Consider the following 17,732-nt stretch of genomic DNA (forward strand, 5'->3'; position numbering starts at 1 on the left):
TTGTCGAAACATCGAAATGAAGGCAGGAATCTTTTGGCTAAAAGGATTAAATTTAGAATTAAGCATGAAAAAAATACTCATAATTCTATTGACTCTAGCTTGTTTCAGCTTGTCAGCCCAAACCGACTCGTTACAATTCCCACAAGACTTCTACGGTATTTACAAAGGCGATTTACAGATTACGAATCCGCGAGGGAAGCAAACCATTCAAATGGAGTTTCATTTAAATCCAACCGACTCCATTGGGAAATATCAATATATGTTGGTGTATATTATGGATGGGAATCGTCAGGAACGTCATTATAATTTGTTAGAAAAAGATGTTGCCAAAGGCGAGTACATTGTAGATGAAAACAACGGTATTTTATTGGACGCCAAATTAATGGGTAACACCCTGTTCTGCATGTTTGAAGTTCAGGGCAACATCCTGACAACTACCGAGCGTTTTTATAAAGACAGCATGGATTTTGAAATCACCTTTGCCAGTAAAGCCCAGCAAACCACATCAGGAACAGCAGGTGAAGATGCTACAGAAGTCATTTCCTATCCCATTTCAGTACTGCAAAAAGCCCATTTAATGAAGCAATAAACTGACAAAATATCTTAACGAATATTTGGCGCATTATTTGCTATATTACAACTAAATTTACAGTTTAAAACAGAACATAATGATTGGATATTATATACTTATTGGTGGAATTGCTTTAGTGAGTTGGTTGGTTAGTAATCAATTAAAGCAAAAATTTAAAAAATATTCCCAGGTACATTTACGAAATGGCATGAGCGGTAAAGAAATTGCTGAAAAAATGCTGTCAGATAACGGCATTTATGATGTTGAGGTCATTTCAACACCAGGGCAATTAACAGACCATTATAACCCAAAAAACAAAACGGTTAATTTAAGTGAGTCAGTTTACAGTCAGCGTAACGCAGCAGCAGCAGCTGTGGCTGCCCATGAATGTGGTCACGCGGTGCAACATGCCCAAGCCTATAGCGCTTTGCAAATGCGTTCAGCGCTAGTTCCAGTAGTTTCAGTAACTTCAGGTATGTCACAATGGTTGGTGATTGGTGGTTTGATATTGGGTGCCGCAGCTGGTATGGGAATGGGCTTCTGGATAGCCGTTGCAGGCTTGATATTTATGGGTTTTGCTACACTGTTTAGCTTTATTACATTACCAGTAGAATACGATGCCAGTAACCGTGCTTTGGCATGGTTAAAAAATAAAAACATGCTTTCCCAAGAAGAATATTCAGGTGCTGAAGATGCTTTAAAATGGGCCGCAAGGACGTATTTAGTAGCAGCTATTGGTGCTTTGGCATCCTTGTTATATTGGGCGCTTCAAATTTTCGGAGGTAGAGACTAAAAAATAAAAAACAAGATATTTAAGTCGGATTCATACAATCCGACTTTTTTTTTGCTTAAATTTCATGAATAAATACTAACTAACACAATTAAATTTATGGAAAATCAAGTTCAAGAGCCATTATTATTAAGCGAAGTGTCAGATGCAGAGCGCGTGGCATTTTATAAAAAAACCTATGCACATGTAGCTGGAGGCGTATTAATTTTTATTCTTTTTGAATATTTATTATTACAAAGTGAAACGATTGTCAACTTTATGTTGTCTATGGTTGATGGGATAAAATGGTTGATTATGCTAGGTGGTTTTATGTTTATAACCAATTATGCAGAACGCATGACTATGAAAACTACCGATAAGAATACACAATATTTAGCTTATACCTTGTACATTTTTGCTGAAGCCTTAATTTTTGTGCCACTTATTTATGTTGCTGCATTTTACATGGATTCTGGACCTGAAATTTTAAATCAGGCTGCCATAGTTACTTTGGCATTGTTCACGGGTTTGTCTGCAGTTGTTTTTGTGACAAAAAAAGATTTTTCATTTATAAAAACCAGTTTGACCATTGGGTTTTTTATAGCCATCGGGTTGATTATAGCAGGAACCTTATTTGGTTTTAATTTAGGCCTATGGTTTTCTGTAGGCATGTGTTTGTTGGCAGGTGGCTCCATTCTATATCAAACATCAAACTTGGTAAATAAATATTCAACAGACGATTATATACCAGCTTCATTAGGGTTGTTCGCATCCTTAATGCTGTTGTTTTGGTATGTGTTATCAATCTTTTTGTCAAGAGATTAATAAAACTAATAATATTGAAAAGCCCTACCAATTTGGTAGGGCTTTTTTATGGGCAATTTATACCATATTTATGTCAACTATATACCCAGTATATGCCGACTTTATACCGAGCTTAATTCAGGTTATATCCATACCAACATCATGTCAACACCTTATATCTTAAGGTTGTACAGAGGGTGTCGGGAATTGATAGTTATAAAGATATCTGCCTATCTATCTGTTGAGCTAATGAAATAAAGGTTTCTGTTCGCGAAACACCCGGTATGGATTGAATGTTTTTATTGAGTAATTGCATGAGATGCTCATTGTCCTTACAGAGTATTTTGATAAAAATGCTCCAGTTTCCAGTGGTGTAATGGCATTCTAAAACTTCAGGTATTTTTTTCAATTGCTTAACCGCATCGGGATTACTCATGGCCTTATCTAAATAAATACCGATGAATGCCATAGTAGTATAACCCAAAACCTTCGGATTAATCACAAATTTAGAACCAGAAATTATACCTGATTTTTCCAATTTGCGCAACCGCTGATGGATGGCAGCTCCAGAAATACCAACCTGTCTAGCAATTTCCAAAACAGGCGTTCTGGCATCTGCCATAAGGGCGCGTAAAATGGTTTTGTCTATGCCATCAATTTCAATATTCTGATTAATCAGTTTCATCAAGTTTTGCTAGCACTATAAATTTAAGGGATTATATCCTAAATAGGGCACTTCCGTTTCCTTAAATGCTATGCCATAATTTTCCAATTCTTTTAAAATGGGTTCGTAAACCTCTTTGGTAATTGGCATTTGAACACCTGGTGTGGTGATCTTTTCATTTAAAATGGCCAATGTAGCAATCGCTACAGGTAAACCAACTGTTTTTGCCATGGCTGTATAGGTTTGATCCTCGCCAATAGTTACCATGGTAGAATCTATTTGATGTTTTTTACCATCTAGTTCATACCCAAATTTATGGTACATGACAATCATGTCTTTTTCATGAGCGTCTAAAGTCCATTTTTCCATCAATATTTTTTGTAAAATCTCGGCAGGCGTGGCGTTTTTTAGATTTACCATTTTCTTACTACTGAAAATATCAAGTTCAATTAATTTATCCCAAACAATATCATCTTGATCTATTTTCAAAGCATGTCTAAATTTGAGTTCCACTGAATCTGTTGGGCTGTATGGTAAAAAGGCATTTACAAAATCACGATAACTCATGTTTTCACTGTCTTCGATAGTGTACTCATCATCGGTCATCCCCAATTGAACAAACATGTTCCATGCGCGACTAAATCCAACACGCCTCATGGTTCCACGATATAAGGTTTTGGCATTATCCAATCCATAAGCCGATTGGTATTTTAAGGAGTCTCTATTGGCATAAGCTTCAAAACGGCCATAACCTTCAACATCTAAAAACTCGGTCCGTCTAAACAATCTATTGTATGGGATGTATTTATAGGTGCCTTCTTGTAAAAATTTGGCAGCACCACCTTGTCCAGCAACAACAACGTTTCTAGGATTCCAAGTGAACTTATAATGCCACAAGTTGTTGTCACTCTCCGGAGCAACCAAACCGCCAGTAAAGGACTCAAACAGGATGACTTTGCCGCCTTTACTACGAATACGGTCAATAACTTGCATGGCACTCATATGGTCAATACCAGGATCAACACCAATTTCATTCATAAAAATCAGGCCTTTGTCTCGCGCAGCTTTATCCAGTTTATGCATCTCTTCACTGATGTAAGAGGCTGTAACCATGTTTTTATTAAAGGCTACACAATCTTTAGCAACTTCAATGTGAAATCTAGCTGGTAGCATGGAAACTACAATATCACAGTTTTGTATCGCACTTTGTCTAGATTGTCTGTCATGAATATCAAGCATAATAGCTTGAGCATTATCGTGTTCGTTTGTGAGTTTTTTGGCATGAGAAAAATTAACATCCCCAACAATCACAATCAGATTTTCAGATTCTGATTTTTCTAATAAGTATTTTATAAGATATGATGCCGATTTGCCAGCACCAATAACTAATATCTTTCGCATAATGGTATTTCTTCAGTATTTTTGTGTCCACGAATGTAACAAATACTAACTGTTATTAAAACTCAATTATTAAATTAATATGAACAAAAAAGTTATCATAACGGCATTGATTCTGGGTGCTACAGCAATTGTTTTAGGGGCCTTTGCAGCCCATGGCCTAAAGTCAGAAATCAATGAGGAATCTATCAGGGTTTTTGAAACGGGTGTGCGTTATCAAATGTACCATGCTTTGTTCTTATTGTTTGTAGGCTCTTCGCAATTCATAAGTTCTAAAGCCAAACAACTGGTGCTATATTTAGTAATAATTGGTGTTCTTTTGTTTTCAGGCTCTATTTATGGTTTAGCAACCAATAGTCTGTCAGCTTTTGATTTTAAAACTATTGGTTTTATTACGCCAATAGGCGGAGTTTTGTTAATTTCTGCATGGTTGGTATTGTTAATAAAGTTTTTGAAAAACAAAGTTGATATTTCAGAAAATTAGATGGGTATTTTAATATAATGTTTAATTTTGTACCCTAAAACAACACAATTTATTATGGTAGATCATACCCAAGCATCGAAAACGATTTCGTTAGAGCAATACGGAATAAAAAATGCTAAAGTTCAGTATCAATTATCTTCAGAAGAATTACAGAATATTACAATAGAAAAAGGACAAGGCGTTGAAGCGTCATCTGGCGCATTGGCTGTAAATACAGGCGAGTTTACAGGACGTTCTCCTCAAGATAGATTTATTGTAAAAGATGATATTACTAAAGACCGTGTATGGTGGGGTAACATTAATATTCCATTTGATTCAGATGCATTTGCAAAACTTTATGATAAAGTCGTTGGTTATCTATCTGAAAAAGAGGTATTTGTTAGAGATTGTTATGCTTGTGCCGATGAAAATTACCGATTGAATATTCGTGTTATTAATGAATACCCTTGGAGCAATATGTTTGCTTACAACATGTTCTTGCGTCCAGAGACATCAGAATTAGAAAATTTTTCTCCAGAATGGACAATTGTCAATGCTCCTGGTTTTATGGCAAACCCTGAAGTTGATGGCACCCGTCAACATAATTTTGCTATTTTGGATTTCACTAGAAAAATTGCTTTAATTGGTGGTACAGGATATACTGGAGAAATTAAAAAAGGAATTTTTTCTGCATTAAACTTCATATTACCAGTATTTAAAAATACGTTACCAATGCACTGTAGTGCTAATGTTGGTGAAGACGGAGATACTGCCATCTTTTTTGGTTTGTCTGGAACAGGTAAAACAACGCTGTCTGCAGACCCTAGTAGAAAGTTAATTGGTGATGATGAACATGGTTGGACTAATGAAAATACCGTGTTTAATTTTGAAGGAGGATGTTATGCTAAAGCCATTAACTTGACAGAAGAAAACGAACCAGACATCTATAGAGCTATCAAAAAAGGGGCTATTCTGGAAAATGTTATAATGGATGAAAATGGTGTTGTAGATTTCACAGATACGTCCATTACGCAAAACACCCGTGTTAGTTATCCTATATTTCATATTGATAATATTCAAGTACCTTCAATAGGTCAGAACCCAAAAAATATATTTTTCTTAACTGCTGATGCTTTTGGTGTTTTACCTCCTATTTCTAAATTAACGCCAGGGCAGGCAGCTTACCATTTTATTTCCGGATATACAGCTAAAGTTGCTGGTACCGAAGCTGGAATTGATGAGCCTGTACCGAGTTTTTCAGCTTGTTTTGGGGCACCGTTTATGCCATTGCACCCAACAAAGTATGCCGAAATGTTAAGTGCTAAAATGAAAGAAACTGGTGTCAATGTTTGGTTGGTCAATACGGGATGGACAGGAGGTCCTTACGGTGTTGGAAGTCGAATTAAATTAAAATATACTAGAGCCATGATTAGTGCTGCGCTTAATGGGGATTTAGATGAGGTTTCATATGAAACATATCATTCGCACTCAGTATTTGGATTACTACAGCCTAGACATTGCCCAGGTGTACCTTCAGAGGTATTAAGTTCCAGAAGAACTTGGGATAATGATGAAGGTTATTATAAAGCAGCTTATAAATTATCAGAATCATTTAGAGCTAATTTCAAGAAGTTTGAGGAGTTTGCTAACGACGAAATTCTAGCTGGAGCGCCTAACTTGAAGCCAGAATAGGGTTAATTTGAGGGTTTTTTAGACGTAATGCACGTTTTTGACTTGTTTGTGTAAAACAAATGTAGTAATTTTATCTATTGAATATAGAACCTCAATACTATGAAAAAAACTACTTATCTATTGGCAATACTTATTGCTTTTCAAACATTAACTTTTGCGCAATATACGGCTATACCCGATGCTAATTTTGAGCAAGCTCTAATTACATTTGGATATGATTCTGAAGGTACTTTGGATGGCCAAATCTTGACTGCTGATGCCAATGGAGCTTCTGGTTCTCTAGCTTTTGCGGGACAGAATATATCAGACATAACAGGCATTGAAGCGTTCATCAATATTGATGGGCTCAATATGTCTTATAACCCTATTAATGTAGGTGTTGATTTGACCTCAAACACATTATTAACGAGTGTTAATTTTGAGGAATGCAACAGCTTGCCTAGCTTGACAATTACGAATTTAACAGCGCTTCAAGTTCTCAATATTTTTGGAACTGCTATTACCACGCTTGATGTGTCAACCAATACAGCCCTAGCTGATATTACGGCTAGAAACGGTAGCTTGACAAGTTTAGATTTATCAGCTAATACTAATATTGTTGCGGTTAACGTAAGAAATTGTAATCTATCAAGCTTGGATATGCGTAATGGAAATAACGCAAATGTCACAAGCTTTAATTCTGATTTCAATAGTGGGCTTACCTGTATTTTTGTTGATGATTCCGCTGAACCTAATTTAGGGACTTGGTCAATTGACGCAGGAAGTAATTTTGTTGAAAACGAAGCTGAATGTGCGACATTGAGCACTACAACGTTTAAAGCAATTGCATTTGATTTATACCCAAATCCAGCAACCGATAGAATTAATATTAGATCCAAAGCTCAAAATGCCTTTTTGGAGATTTTTAATATTACTGGAAAACAAGTTGTGTCTAAAAATTTAGGCTTTGGTGATAATACGATCAACATATCTCAACTTAAATCAGGAGTCTATTTGGTTAGATTAATTTCTGAAAGCAACATTGAAACGAAGAAGCTAATTATTAACTAGATTTCGAATAAATATTACAGAAATAAAAAAGCCCAACTCGAAGAGATGGGCTTTTTTAATCTATAAAGTGTAATTATTTTTTCTTGTTGTTTTCTATGATATATTTTTCAAGAGCCATAGTCATAGAAGGCGTTTCTGGTGTTGGCGCAGCAATATCAACTCTTAATCCACGAGATTCAACGGCCTTAATGGTTGTGTTTCCAAAAACAGCAATACGTGTATCGTTTTGTTTGAAATCTGGGAAGTTGTGAAATAAAGAGTCAATTCCTGATGGGCTAAAAAACACCAAAATATCGTAATATACATCAGCTAAATCTGATAAATCACTGATTACGGTTCTATAAAAAACGGCTTCTTTCCAATCAACATTCAGTGAGTTCATCGTTTCTGGAACTTCAGGCTTCAATTTATCAGTTGTAGGTAAAAGAAAATTTTCTCCTTTATACTTTTTGATTAAAGGTGATAAATCAGCAAAAGTACGTTTGCCGACATAAATTTTACGTTTTCTGTAAACCACATATTTTTGTAAGTAGTAGGCAACGGCTTCAGACTGGCAGAAATATTTCATGGTGTCTGGTACCTTAAAACGCATTTCTTCAGCAACTCTGAAAAAATGGTCAACGGCATTTCTACTTGTTAGTATAATCGCAGTGTATTTTGTTAAATCAACTTTTTGCTGTCTTATCTCCTTTGCATCAACTCCCTCAACATGAATAAATGGCCTAAAGTCAATTTTAACTTTTTGCTTTTCTTGAAGATCAAAATATGGCGAATTTTCTATTTTAGGTTCTGGTTGAGATACTAAAATTGTTTTCACTTTCATAAATAAAGTTCTTTTTTTAAAGCCCTAAACATCTACTATAACGCTAACTATAATAACGTAAGGTGCGATTTCAAGTGCGCAAAGATACAAAATAAAATAAAACATGTTTTGTTTTATCAAATTTTGATACACCTTTAATGTGGTTAAAAGGCCTATTATAAAAACAAGAAGAATGATGGCTAAAATACTGTAAATAATTACGGGACTGCTGTCAATACTATAGATTAATAATGCATTTAGGGGCAATAGCAGAATACCTACAAAATTTTTATAGCTTATTTTCTGGAACAAATAATTATCTATTAAAAAATCAATATCAAACACACTGCCAATAAGCCGTTCTATTAAGATTTTCATGGTTATAAAAATAGCCACTGCCAAAAACAATTTTAACAATAGCGTCAATGACAATGAGACACTTCCAAAAAGGGTTTCAAAGGATAAAATACCAAATATGGTAAATGTGAAAACAAAATTGATAAATAACAAGGCATCAAAAACATCAAAAAACTTCTGATCTCTGGAGTATATTTTTAGGTATTTGGAATTCCCCAATACAAATACAAAGTCATCAAAACGTTTGGCAAACAATGCCTTTGAAATGGCGATCAAGATAAGGCCAATAACAATACTTACTGTAAATAAATCATTTGATATTAAAGGGCGTAGCATATTGTAAAATTATTATAAATAATGACATGGTCAGAAAATATTTTAAGGAATATTTAAAAAAAAGTATGCGTCAAAAGGTTACATTTGCTAAAAATTAAAAGCCTTTAATGCAGGATGCCATTGTTATAATCCCAACTTTCAATGAGATTGAAAATATTGAAGCCATTATTAGGGCTGTGTTTTCTCAAAAAAAAGCTTTTGATATACTCGTAGTGGATGACAATTCACCTGACCTTACAGCACTAAAGGTTAAGGAACTACAAACAGAATTTACTGGTCGTTTGCATTTATTGCAAAGAAAAGATAAAACGGGTTTAGGAACCGCATATATAGCAGGTTTTAAATGGTGTTTGGAACGTGATTATGAATATGTTTTTGAGATGGATGCCGACTTTTCACATAACCCAAATGATTTGATTAAGCTCTATAATGCTTGTAAAAATGATCATGCCGATATGTCTATTGGTTCGCGTTACGTAAAAGGAATCAATGTTGTAAATTGGCCCATGAGTAGGATTTTATTATCTTTTTTTGCTTCAAAATATGTCAGGCTAATTACTCAAATGAAGATTCATGACACTACTGCTGGCTTTGTTTGTTATAAAAAAAAGGTTCTAGAAGCTATAGATTTGGATAAGATCAAGTTTGTGGGATATGCCTTTCAGATTGAAATGAAGTTCAAAGCGTATTTGAAAAACTTCAAAATAGTCGAAATACCGGTTATTTTTACTGATCGGACTAAAGGGAAATCTAAAATGAGCGGTGGTATAATTTCTGAAGCGATATTTGGTGTGATAAGTATGAAGTTGAACAGTTTAATAAATAAGAGATAGGTATGGACTTAAATCGTTTAATTATAAAAAACGGTCTTGTAGTAAATGAAGGCAGTACACAACAGTTCGATATTTATATTGAAGGTGAGGTGATAAAGGAGATAGGACCTGCTTTAAATAAAGAGGGTGTCAGGGTTATTGATGCTTCGGGAAAATATGTCATTCCTGGTGTTATTGATGATCAAGTCCATTTCCGGGAACCAGGACTTACTCACAAGGCAGATATTGAAAGTGAATCAAAAGCGGCAATTGCAGGAGGCATAACATCTTTTATTGAAATGCCCAATACCAATCCTCAAACAACTACTATTGAAAAGCTTCATGAAAAGTTTGAAATAGCGGCAAATAAATCATTTGCTAATTACTCCTTTATGTTTGGAGGTACCAATGATAACCTATCTGAAATTTTGAAAGTCAATACAAAAGGGGTAGCTGGTTTAAAACTGTTTCTGGGATCTTCTACTGGTAATATGCTGGTTGATAATCCTGTAACGCTTGAAAAGATCTTTTCAAGTACCAATATGGTCATTTCAGTTCACTGTGAGGATGAAGCTACCATTCGCAAAAACACTCAAAAGTATATGGATTTATACGGAGATAATATTCCTCTTAAATACCATCCAAAAATAAGAAGCGAGGAAGCCTGTTATTTATCGTCTTCAAAAGCCATAGAATTGGCAAAAAAAACTGGAGCAAGATTACATGTTTTTCATTTATCAACAGGCAAGGAAACCCATTTGTTTACTAACAAAATACCACTGAAAGATAAAAAAATCACAGCCGAAGTCTGCGTACATCACTTATGGTTCTCGGATGTGGATTATGAAGAAAAAGGTACGCGAATTAAGTGGAACCCAGCAGTAAAGACAGCACAAGATAGAGATGAGCTTTGGAAGGCTTTGTTGGACGATAGAATTGATGTTATTGCCACAGACCATGCACCACATACCATTGATGAAAAAAATAATCCATACACGAAAGCGCCTTCTGGTGGGCCATTGGTACAACATGCATTAGTTGCACTGCTTGAGGCTTATCATCAAGGGAAGATCACAATCGAAAAACTCGTTGAGAAAATGTGCCATAATCCAGCGATTCTGTTTGAGGTTGAAAAACGCGGATACATAAAAGAGGGATACTTCGCCGATTTGGTTATTGTAGATACTAACAGTCCTTGGACCGTAAACTCAGAAAACATTTTGTACAAATGTGGTTGGTCTCCATTTGAGGGTACCACATTCCGTTCAAGAATTACTCATACCATTTTAAATGGTCATATTGCATACATTAATAATGAAGTTAGTAAGGAGAAAGCTGCTAAAAGGTTAACATTTAATAGATGAAAAAGGCATTGATATTTTCTACAGGTATTTTAATGGTCATCTTTTCTTGTAAGGATAATATGGAGCCAACAAAACCTGAAAATTTAATCTCACAGGATGAAATGGTCAATATTTTAATTGATTTATCATTAGTGTCCTCTGCGAAGGGATTAAATAAGAAAATATTAGAGAATAATGGGATTACACCTGATAGATATGTATTTGAGAAACACAAAATAGATAGTATTCAGTTTGCTGAAAGTAATGCTTATTATGCTTATTTCATTGATGATTATTCCAACATTTATGTTCGAGTGAAGGACAGTTTGGAAAAGCTCAAAATGAAATATGTTAGATTGGAACAAGCTGAAAACAAAAAAGGAAATGACGCCAAAGCTGACAAAGCAAAGAGGGTTAAAAGAGATACCTTAAGAAAAAAACAAAATGACAGCTTACTTCAACCGCCAACTTTTGAAGAAAACTAATTAGTAATCTTTTAAAAACTGTTGGGTGACTTTTTCAATACTCTTTTCAAATGGTATAAACTTGTAGCTCAAGACTTCTTTAATTTTAGTATTCTCATAGATAACGCTATTAAATAGAGAAGCAACCATTTGCTTGACTAGAACACGACGTTTACCTGTAATTTTATTTTTGAGCCAGTCCAATCGCCAAGCAATTGCCAATAACCAGGGTTTGGCTTCTTTTTTCGGCTGTTCAACATTTAGATGATTAGCAATGGTATTTAAAAACGTTTGATAGGAGATATTTTCAGCCACAAGAACAAACCGTTCATTTTCGATGCTGCTGTTTAACAGGCTTATCATAATATTCACAACATCCAATACATCAATAACGCCAATACTTCCTTCGGTATAATATGGTATTTTGTTATAGACTTTTTTAATAATGTTGCCGCTGCCATGAGACCATATGCCGCCACCAATGATAACACCTGGATTTACTATCACAGCAGGTAAACCTTCTTGAGTACCACGCCATACTTCCATTTCGGCTCCATACTTGGTGATAGCATAAACACTGTTATCGGCATCCGCATTCCAAGTAGTATTTTCGTTAATGATATTATTCTTGTTGGATTCCCCCAAAGCTGCAATGGAACTAACATAACACAGTTTTTTCACCTTATTGGAAATGCATAAGTTGACGATGTTTGCGGTGCCTTCAATATTAGTTCGTCTCAAAAGGTGGTACTTATCTGGTTCAAAGGATACAAAGGCCGCACAATGATAGACGTAGGTTATGCCATCAAAAACGTCCATTAATTTAGGAACATCCAATAAATCGCAATCAATCCAATCAATTTTATCATACAGTGCATCAACATGATCAGTATAATAGGAAAAAACCTTTTTAACAATGGAAAGTTTTTTTGGCCGTCTATAAATTGCCCTCACGGAATCGTTGGCATTAACCAATTGGTACAATAAGTGTGAGCCGACCAAACCTGTTCCTCCTGTGACTAGTATCATACAAGCAAAATAAAGAATTATTCATTAAGACACGGTAATTATACATTGATTTTTATCTTTGCCAAGATTTAAACTTCATTTATCAAATTATGACAAATGCATTTGTAGAAGAGCTTCGTTGGAGGGGCATGTTACATGATATTATGCCTGGAACTGAAGAACAACTCAATAAAGAGATGACGACAGCCTATATTGGTTTTGACCCAACTTCAGATTCATTGCACATTGGTAGCTTGGTGCCTATTATCCTATTAGTGCATTTGGAAAAGGCCGGTCATAAACCTATTGCATTGGTTGGTGGCGCAACAGGAATGATTGGAGATCCATCTGGCAAGAGTGATGAGCGAAATTTATTGGATGAAGAAACTTTGAATCATAATGTAAACGGAATTAAAAATGTGCTATCGCGATTTTTAAACTTTGAATCTAAAGAACCGAATGCACCTGTTTTAGTCAACAATTATGATTGGATGAAGGACTTCACCTTTATAGATTTTGCCAGAGATGTTGGTAAACGAATTACCGTTAATTACATGATGGCAAAAGACTCTGTAAAAAAGCGATTGTCGGGTGAGGAAGGTAGTGCAGGTATGTCATTCACTGAATTTACATACCAATTAATTCAAGGATATGATTTTTACCACTTGTATAAAACCCATAATTGCATGCTGCAAATGGGTGGGAGTGATCAATGGGGAAATATCACGACTGGAACAGAGTTGGTAAGGCGCATGAATGTTGGTGAAGAAGCTAAAGCATATGCCATGACGTGTCCCTTGATAACAAAGGCTGATGGCTCAAAATTTGGTAAAAGTGAAGGAGGAAATATCTGGTTGGATGCCGACAAAACTTCGGTTTACAAATTTTATCAGTTTTGGCTCAATACGTCGGATGTAGACGCTGAAAAATATATCAAGATTTTTACCTTTTTAGATAAAGAAACCATTAACGGATTAATTTCTGATCATCAAGAGGAACCCCATTTGAGATTGCTTCAAAAAAGATTGGCTGAAGAAGTAACCACCTTTGTGCATTCAAAAGATGATTTTGAGAATGCTGAAAAAGCATCAAACATCTTGTTCAGCAAGACATTCAAAGAAGATATTAAAACCTTGGATGAGAAAACATTTTTGGATGTTTTTGAAGGTGTGCCTCTAGCTGAAATTTCACGTTCCGATTATAATAATGGGTTGGATATGATTGGAGCACTTTCGGCTCAAACAAATTTTCTGACATCTAATAGTGATGCTAGAAGAGCCCTCAAAGAAAATTCTATTTCTGTTAATAAGGAGAAAGTGAATGAAAATTACCAATTAGGAGATTCAGACTTGATTAACAATCGTTATATCATTATCAATAAGGGGAAGAAAAACACTTACATAATTAAAGTGATATAAAGACAAAACGCCCGGATATCCGGGCGTTTTCCATTAACCAATCAGCTAAAAAAAATCTTTCTTTTTCTAGCTATCGTTTGGTCGAAATATGTTCTTGCAACTTACAAGGCCATTAAGTTACAGCCTCTAATATCTGAATTATCAAACCGACCAATAATTTCAAAAGAACCATTCTGATTTAAAGAACCTAAATCCTGTGTTGCAATAAATGAACACGAGTTGATATTGGCTAAATCGATAACATTAATGCCGCCGGTTTTATTGATTTTTTGAATACTAAGGGCATCTTCTGGATCTCGGATTAAAACTTTCATCCAAGGCGGACATTCGAAAATGCCATTTCCTTTGGAATAGGCTTGACTCAATAATTCTGTCATACCATATTCACTATGGATTGAATCAACCCCAAAACCAGATTTTAAAATAGTATGCAACTCATCTCGAACAAGCTCCTTGCGTCTTCCTTTCATGCCGCCAGTTTCCATGATGATTGTGTTTTTTAAATCGAACGGATAGTTTTCAACTAAATCTAAAAGCGCATAAGATACACCAATTAGTATGGTTTTTTTACCACTGCTGTCCAATGCCATTAATTTCGTTTTTAATTGGTCATAGTCATTTAAATAAAATCCGCTATGATTATTGTTTGAAGCCTTAATGAGATAGTCAACCATGTAAACCAATGAAGAGCCTTCACGTTCTAAATAAGATGGCAAAAGAGCCAGGATTGTATAATCCTCTATTTGACCATAAAACTGTTTGAAACCCTCATTAAAACTGTTTTCATAGAGAGGCAAGTCCGTAATGCAATGCTTGCTTGTTATAGAACCCGTGGTCCCCGAACTGGTGAAAATTTTTTCTATAGGTTTGTGAGAACTTATAATTTGCTTGGTCTTAAAAAATTCGATTGGCAAAAAGGGGATATCATTGACAGCATTCACTTCGCTTGGATGTTTGTAAAGCAAATCACAAAAAGACCTGTAAACAATATTATTTTCAAATTGATACTCAAAGATTTTTAAGGCTAGTGTTTCAAAAGCTTCCTCTGATGTTATATTAAAAATAGCCTTGGGATCAATCATGGTGTAAAAATATGCAAAAAAAAAGCGCTACCTATTAGGTAGCGCTTATATATTGAAAAGTGTTTAATTACTTAATTACTAATTTTTTAGTAATTGAATTACCGTTTTGAGAAATGCGCATCATGTAGATGCCAGTCTTCAAACTTGAAACATCAACACGTTTATTTGATACGTTGGTATTGATAACTTGTTTACCTAAAATATCAAAGATAGCAACCGAAATATCATTATTGTCAGTTGATGTAATGTTCACAAACCCATTGGTTACAGGGTTAGGATAAACATTGAATTGTGCAGCATTAAATGAATCCACAGAAAGTGTAAAATCATTAGCTGATCCTGGAGTTCCTAAATCACCACCACCAAAAGGTGAAGATCCTTCACCCCAATTAGCACCTATATCATTGTCATCAGCATTAAAGGCTGTTAATGACAATTCCATACTGATTCCAGTAGGATCTGGAAAATCAGTTCCTCCATCCCAAATAACTGTATCAATCATGGTTCCACTACATTCAATTATTAATCCATCGGCTCCATTCCCTAAAGAAATACCAGCATATTCATAGTCAACTGGAACACCGCCATTGGTTCCCATATCTGCATTGATTCCAAAAACGGCATATCCGTTTGCAGGAACTATCAAAGCACTAATTACAAATTCTTCACCAGCTGAAGCATCATCTTTAATTATCCAACCTTGCATATTTATGGGAGCTCCAGTAGTATTATAAACTTCAAACCATTCACCTTCAGAATCATTAACAACATTAGGGTTTTGCATAATTTCGGTTATAATGATATCGCCGTAGCTACCACAAACAACACCACCAACACATGCAGGGCTTGTTATGCTTCTTGTGAAATCACAGCTACTGTCAGATATATCACCGGTAAAAGTAATCGTGAAATTTGTTCCTTCATCAACTCCAGTAATAGTAATTGTGCCATCAGTAACACTACTCGGATCATCACCTCCTACTGAACCAAAACCTTCGGTGTCGATAATATATGTGGAAGTTCCTCCACCTGTATATTCTATAGATACTGTGTAAGTGTCAACACCAGCAGTTTCGGTGTCACAAGTTGTAGTGATTGTCCCAACCTGTAAATCACAAGGGAATTCTACAGAGAATGTTACAGTTTGCTCGACTGCAGGCATAATAGGAGTATGAGAATTATCAACTAATTGCATAAAAACAGTATAAGACTCACCGTCAACAACAGTTATTGATTCTGGGTCTGTATTGTATTTCATCGGTTGGGAAACGCCATTTAAAGTCCAGTGAATGTGTCCATCAATTCCAGCACCAGGATTACCAATTACAAAATTCTGAACATCTATTGATACATCAACATTTGTTGTTCCAGAAGCAAAGGCAGTGCCATCTACAGGCGATGTAATCGTTAAAACAGGGTCAGAAGAACAACCAACATACGACCCTAGGTTATCCCAACCAGAGTCTATATCAGTTACTATCCATTCTGAATCATTCGCATCTGTACCAGCAGAGGAAGCCCAATCATTGTTTGGTCCACAAACTGATGTTTTTCTAGTTAAAGTGTGATTGGCAGTTGCAGCAGTAACACCAGCAACGTCCCATCCAGAACCAGGATCACCATCAAAATCTCCTAACCAATCTAGTACTGTAAATCCAGTCATTTCACCTGCATCAACAGTTCCATTGGTATTGGCATCGTTCCAAGTACCGTCATTTGCAACTAGAGCAAAACCGTCATCACCATTACTTAAAAAGTTAAAAGTCATATCTGCAGCCGCAAGTATTGTAGCGTCAGCACTTCCGTGAGCAATTACAAAAACATCACCATCAGCTAAAATAAAACCTGAAGGGAAGGTGTTCCAAAATTCGTATTCGCCAACAACAGTAGGATCATTTGATACATTAGGAAAAGCATAATCGTCAAGATTGACGTCAGAACCAGTTCCATTGTAGATTTCTAGAAATTTGTTGTTACTTGAACCTTCTCCATACATACTGAAATATAAATCAGAGGTTTGAGCAAATGATATTGCAGTTAAAAGGCAAGTAAAAAGTAAAAAGTAAATTTTTTTCATAATTGTTTTAAATAAAATTAGGTAAACAAATATATGCAGAAATTAGGTTTTTTTCTAATTTAAAAGGGAGTAAGAAGCTTTTTTACAATAAGTTAATATTAATAAAGACTACTTAACTATTAGTTTACGCGTGGCACTAACAGCATTTTCAGTAACTTTTATGATGTAGACACCCGGCTTTAATTTGGAAATATTTAGTTCTTTACTTTGAAGGGTGGCAGATATAACTTCTTTTCCTAAAACATTGTAAATAACAACATCTTTAGTAAAGTTATTTTTAGTAACAATGTAGAGTTTACCATTGGTAGTAGGATTGGGATAAATGGACAATCCATCAATGTTAGAGGTTTGGGAAGAAACATTTTTTTCAACAACAGATTGTGCGTTCGTTTCGTGAAGAAACAAACTAACTAAAAAAACAAAAATGAATAAAGTAATTTTTTTGCTCATAAATAATACCTAATCAATTACAAGTTACTAATTATCTTCAATTTGTATGCCAAAATTAATGTTAAATTAGATTTGATACTTTTTAAATTAATGGAATTGTAAGGTTAAAGTTACCTAAATGTTATTTATCCAATAGGATGGGTTTAAAGTCTGTTATTAATTTTATCTTTAC

Annotated in this window: 18 protein-coding genes; 10 read left to right on the forward strand and 8 right to left on the reverse strand. The window is 35.0% G+C overall.

Annotated features, from left to right (window positions below; all coding sequences use genetic code 11):
* Nucleotides 1-64: 64 nt before the first annotated feature.
* The 3 genes from C1T31_RS02745 (at nucleotide 65) to C1T31_RS02755 (ending at nucleotide 2,165) form a co-directional block, all read left to right on the forward strand.
* Nucleotides 65-589: a hypothetical protein gene (locus tag C1T31_RS02745; RefSeq protein WP_123912618.1), complete on the forward strand. Its 525-nt coding sequence runs from the start codon at nucleotides 65-67 to the stop codon at nucleotides 587-589.
* Nucleotides 590-668: 79 nt separating this feature from the next.
* Nucleotides 669-1,364: a zinc metallopeptidase gene (locus C1T31_RS02750; protein ID WP_103050920.1), complete on the forward strand. Its 696-nt coding sequence runs from the start codon at nucleotides 669-671 to the stop codon at nucleotides 1,362-1,364.
* A 96-nt stretch (nucleotides 1,365-1,460) separates the two neighbouring features.
* Nucleotides 1,461-2,165, forward strand: coding sequence for a Bax inhibitor-1/YccA family protein (locus C1T31_RS02755; protein WP_103050921.1), 705 nt, complete (start codon nucleotides 1,461-1,463; stop codon nucleotides 2,163-2,165).
* Nucleotides 2,166-2,358: 193 nt separating this feature from the next.
* Here the strand turns inward: C1T31_RS02755 and C1T31_RS02760 are convergent, their stop codons facing one another.
* Together C1T31_RS02760 and C1T31_RS02765 are read right to left on the reverse strand one after the other, a co-directional pair.
* Entirely contained in the window at nucleotides 2,359-2,829 is a 471-nt protein-coding gene (locus C1T31_RS02760) for an Lrp/AsnC family transcriptional regulator (RefSeq protein ID WP_103050922.1), read from the reverse strand.
* A 15-nt stretch (nucleotides 2,830-2,844) separates the two neighbouring features.
* Entirely contained in the window at nucleotides 2,845-4,209 is a 1,365-nt protein-coding gene (locus C1T31_RS02765; protein WP_103050923.1) for a saccharopine dehydrogenase family protein, read from the reverse strand.
* Between the two features lie 79 nt (nucleotides 4,210-4,288).
* On the opposite strand from C1T31_RS02765, the gene C1T31_RS02770 reads away from it, so the two are divergent.
* The 3 genes from C1T31_RS02770 (at nucleotide 4,289) to C1T31_RS02780 (ending at nucleotide 7,411) form a co-directional block, all read left to right on the forward strand.
* A complete protein-coding gene (locus C1T31_RS02770; RefSeq protein WP_103050924.1) occupies nucleotides 4,289-4,690 on the forward strand; it encodes a DUF423 domain-containing protein in 402 nt (133 codons plus the stop codon).
* Nucleotides 4,691-4,744: 54 nt separating this feature from the next.
* Entirely contained in the window at nucleotides 4,745-6,361 is a 1,617-nt protein-coding gene (gene pckA / locus C1T31_RS02775; RefSeq protein WP_103050925.1) for a phosphoenolpyruvate carboxykinase (ATP), read from the forward strand.
* 99 nt (nucleotides 6,362-6,460) lie between these two features.
* Nucleotides 6,461-7,411, forward strand: coding sequence for a T9SS type A sorting domain-containing protein (locus C1T31_RS02780; RefSeq protein WP_103050926.1), 951 nt, complete (start codon nucleotides 6,461-6,463; stop codon nucleotides 7,409-7,411).
* Between the two features lie 73 nt (nucleotides 7,412-7,484).
* Here C1T31_RS02780 and C1T31_RS02785 read toward each other — a convergent pair whose 3' ends face one another.
* Together C1T31_RS02785 and C1T31_RS02790 are read right to left on the reverse strand one after the other, a co-directional pair.
* Nucleotides 7,485-8,234 carry a uroporphyrinogen-III synthase gene (locus C1T31_RS02785; RefSeq protein WP_103050927.1) on the reverse strand — a complete coding sequence of 250 codons (750 nt, stop codon included), beginning with the start codon at nucleotides 8,232-8,234 and terminating at the stop codon, nucleotides 7,485-7,487.
* A 24-nt stretch (nucleotides 8,235-8,258) separates the two neighbouring features.
* A complete protein-coding gene (locus C1T31_RS02790; protein WP_103050928.1) occupies nucleotides 8,259-8,906 on the reverse strand; it encodes a DUF4271 domain-containing protein in 648 nt (215 codons plus the stop codon).
* Between the two features lie 107 nt (nucleotides 8,907-9,013).
* Between C1T31_RS02790 and C1T31_RS02795 the strand changes: the two genes are divergently transcribed.
* The 3 genes from C1T31_RS02795 to C1T31_RS02805 are packed head-to-tail and all read left to right on the forward strand — an operon-like array spanning nucleotide 9,014 to nucleotide 11,546.
* Nucleotides 9,014-9,739 (forward strand): polyprenol monophosphomannose synthase, encoded by a 726-nt coding sequence (locus C1T31_RS02795; RefSeq protein WP_103050929.1) that lies wholly within the window; start codon nucleotides 9,014-9,016, stop codon nucleotides 9,737-9,739.
* A gap of 2 nt (nucleotides 9,740-9,741) precedes the next feature.
* Nucleotides 9,742-11,082, forward strand: a complete 1,341-nt coding sequence (locus C1T31_RS02800) for a dihydroorotase (protein WP_103050930.1) — start codon at nucleotides 9,742-9,744, stop codon at nucleotides 11,080-11,082.
* Nucleotides 11,079-11,546, forward strand: a complete 468-nt coding sequence (locus tag C1T31_RS02805) for a DUF4296 domain-containing protein (protein WP_103050931.1) — start codon at nucleotides 11,079-11,081, stop codon at nucleotides 11,544-11,546. The genes C1T31_RS02800 and C1T31_RS02805 overlap by 4 nt, the downstream gene beginning before the upstream one ends.
* On the opposite strand, the gene C1T31_RS02810 is transcribed toward C1T31_RS02805, so the two are convergent.
* A complete protein-coding gene (locus C1T31_RS02810) occupies nucleotides 11,547-12,554 on the reverse strand; it encodes an NAD-dependent epimerase/dehydratase family protein (protein WP_103050932.1) in 1,008 nt (335 codons plus the stop codon).
* Nucleotides 12,555-12,643: 89 nt separating this feature from the next.
* Between C1T31_RS02810 and tyrS the strand changes: the two genes are divergently transcribed.
* On the forward strand, nucleotides 12,644-13,951 hold the full coding sequence (gene tyrS / locus C1T31_RS02815; RefSeq protein WP_103050933.1) for a tyrosine--tRNA ligase: 1,308 nt from the start codon (nucleotides 12,644-12,646) through the stop codon (nucleotides 13,949-13,951).
* 101 nt (nucleotides 13,952-14,052) lie between these two features.
* Here tyrS and C1T31_RS02820 read toward each other — a convergent pair whose 3' ends face one another.
* The 3 genes from C1T31_RS02820 to C1T31_RS02830 form a co-directional block, all read right to left on the reverse strand.
* A complete protein-coding gene (locus C1T31_RS02820) occupies nucleotides 14,053-15,033 on the reverse strand; it encodes a LuxE/PaaK family acyltransferase (RefSeq protein WP_103050934.1) in 981 nt (326 codons plus the stop codon).
* Nucleotides 15,034-15,100: 67 nt separating this feature from the next.
* The gene (locus C1T31_RS02825) at nucleotides 15,101-17,110 is read right to left on the reverse strand and encodes a lamin tail domain-containing protein (RefSeq protein WP_103050935.1); all 2,010 of its coding nucleotides are present in this window, start codon (nucleotides 17,108-17,110) and stop codon (nucleotides 15,101-15,103) included.
* A 108-nt stretch (nucleotides 17,111-17,218) separates the two neighbouring features.
* Nucleotides 17,219-17,560: a T9SS type A sorting domain-containing protein gene (locus tag C1T31_RS02830; RefSeq protein ID WP_103050936.1), complete on the reverse strand. Its 342-nt coding sequence runs from the start codon at nucleotides 17,558-17,560 to the stop codon at nucleotides 17,219-17,221.
* Nucleotides 17,561-17,732 lie beyond the last annotated feature (172 nt).

Source organism: Hanstruepera neustonica (assembly GCF_002895005.1).
In the GTDB taxonomy this organism is placed as follows: Bacteria; Bacteroidota; Bacteroidia; order Flavobacteriales; family Flavobacteriaceae; genus Hanstruepera; species Hanstruepera neustonica.

Bases quoted from the DNA above. Each gene is read 5' to 3' on its own strand.
- pckA (WP_103050925.1), top strand. From the start codon at position 4,745: ATGGTAGATCATACCCAAGCATCGAAAACGATTTCGTTAGAGCAATAC.
- C1T31_RS02745 (WP_123912618.1), top strand. From the start codon at position 65: ATGAAAAAAATACTCATAATTCTATTGACTCTAGCTTGTTTCAGCTTG.
- C1T31_RS02820 (WP_103050934.1), bottom strand. From the start codon at position 15,033: ATGATTGATCCCAAGGCTATTTTTAATATAACATCAGAGGAAGCTTTT.
- C1T31_RS02780 (WP_103050926.1), top strand. From the start codon at position 6,461: ATGAAAAAAACTACTTATCTATTGGCAATACTTATTGCTTTTCAAACA.
- C1T31_RS02830 (WP_103050936.1), bottom strand. From the start codon at position 17,560: ATGAGCAAAAAAATTACTTTATTCATTTTTGTTTTTTTAGTTAGTTTG.
- C1T31_RS02785 (WP_103050927.1), bottom strand. From the start codon at position 8,234: ATGAAAGTGAAAACAATTTTAGTATCTCAACCAGAACCTAAAATAGAA.
- tyrS (WP_103050933.1), top strand. From the start codon at position 12,644: ATGACAAATGCATTTGTAGAAGAGCTTCGTTGGAGGGGCATGTTACAT.
- C1T31_RS02765 (WP_103050923.1), bottom strand. From the start codon at position 4,209: ATGCGAAAGATATTAGTTATTGGTGCTGGCAAATCGGCATCATATCTT.
- C1T31_RS02750 (WP_103050920.1), top strand. From the start codon at position 669: ATGATTGGATATTATATACTTATTGGTGGAATTGCTTTAGTGAGTTGG.
- C1T31_RS02825 (WP_103050935.1), bottom strand. From the start codon at position 17,110: ATGAAAAAAATTTACTTTTTACTTTTTACTTGCCTTTTAACTGCAATA.
- C1T31_RS02770 (WP_103050924.1), top strand. From the start codon at position 4,289: ATGAACAAAAAAGTTATCATAACGGCATTGATTCTGGGTGCTACAGCA.
- C1T31_RS02755 (WP_103050921.1), top strand. From the start codon at position 1,461: ATGGAAAATCAAGTTCAAGAGCCATTATTATTAAGCGAAGTGTCAGAT.
- C1T31_RS02760 (WP_103050922.1), bottom strand. From the start codon at position 2,829: ATGAAACTGATTAATCAGAATATTGAAATTGATGGCATAGACAAAACC.
- C1T31_RS02795 (WP_103050929.1), top strand. From the start codon at position 9,014: ATGCAGGATGCCATTGTTATAATCCCAACTTTCAATGAGATTGAAAAT.
- C1T31_RS02800 (WP_103050930.1), top strand. From the start codon at position 9,742: ATGGACTTAAATCGTTTAATTATAAAAAACGGTCTTGTAGTAAATGAA.
- C1T31_RS02790 (WP_103050928.1), bottom strand. From the start codon at position 8,906: ATGCTACGCCCTTTAATATCAAATGATTTATTTACAGTAAGTATTGTT.
- C1T31_RS02810 (WP_103050932.1), bottom strand. From the start codon at position 12,554: ATGATACTAGTCACAGGAGGAACAGGTTTGGTCGGCTCACACTTATTG.
- C1T31_RS02805 (WP_103050931.1), top strand. From the start codon at position 11,079: ATGAAAAAGGCATTGATATTTTCTACAGGTATTTTAATGGTCATCTTT.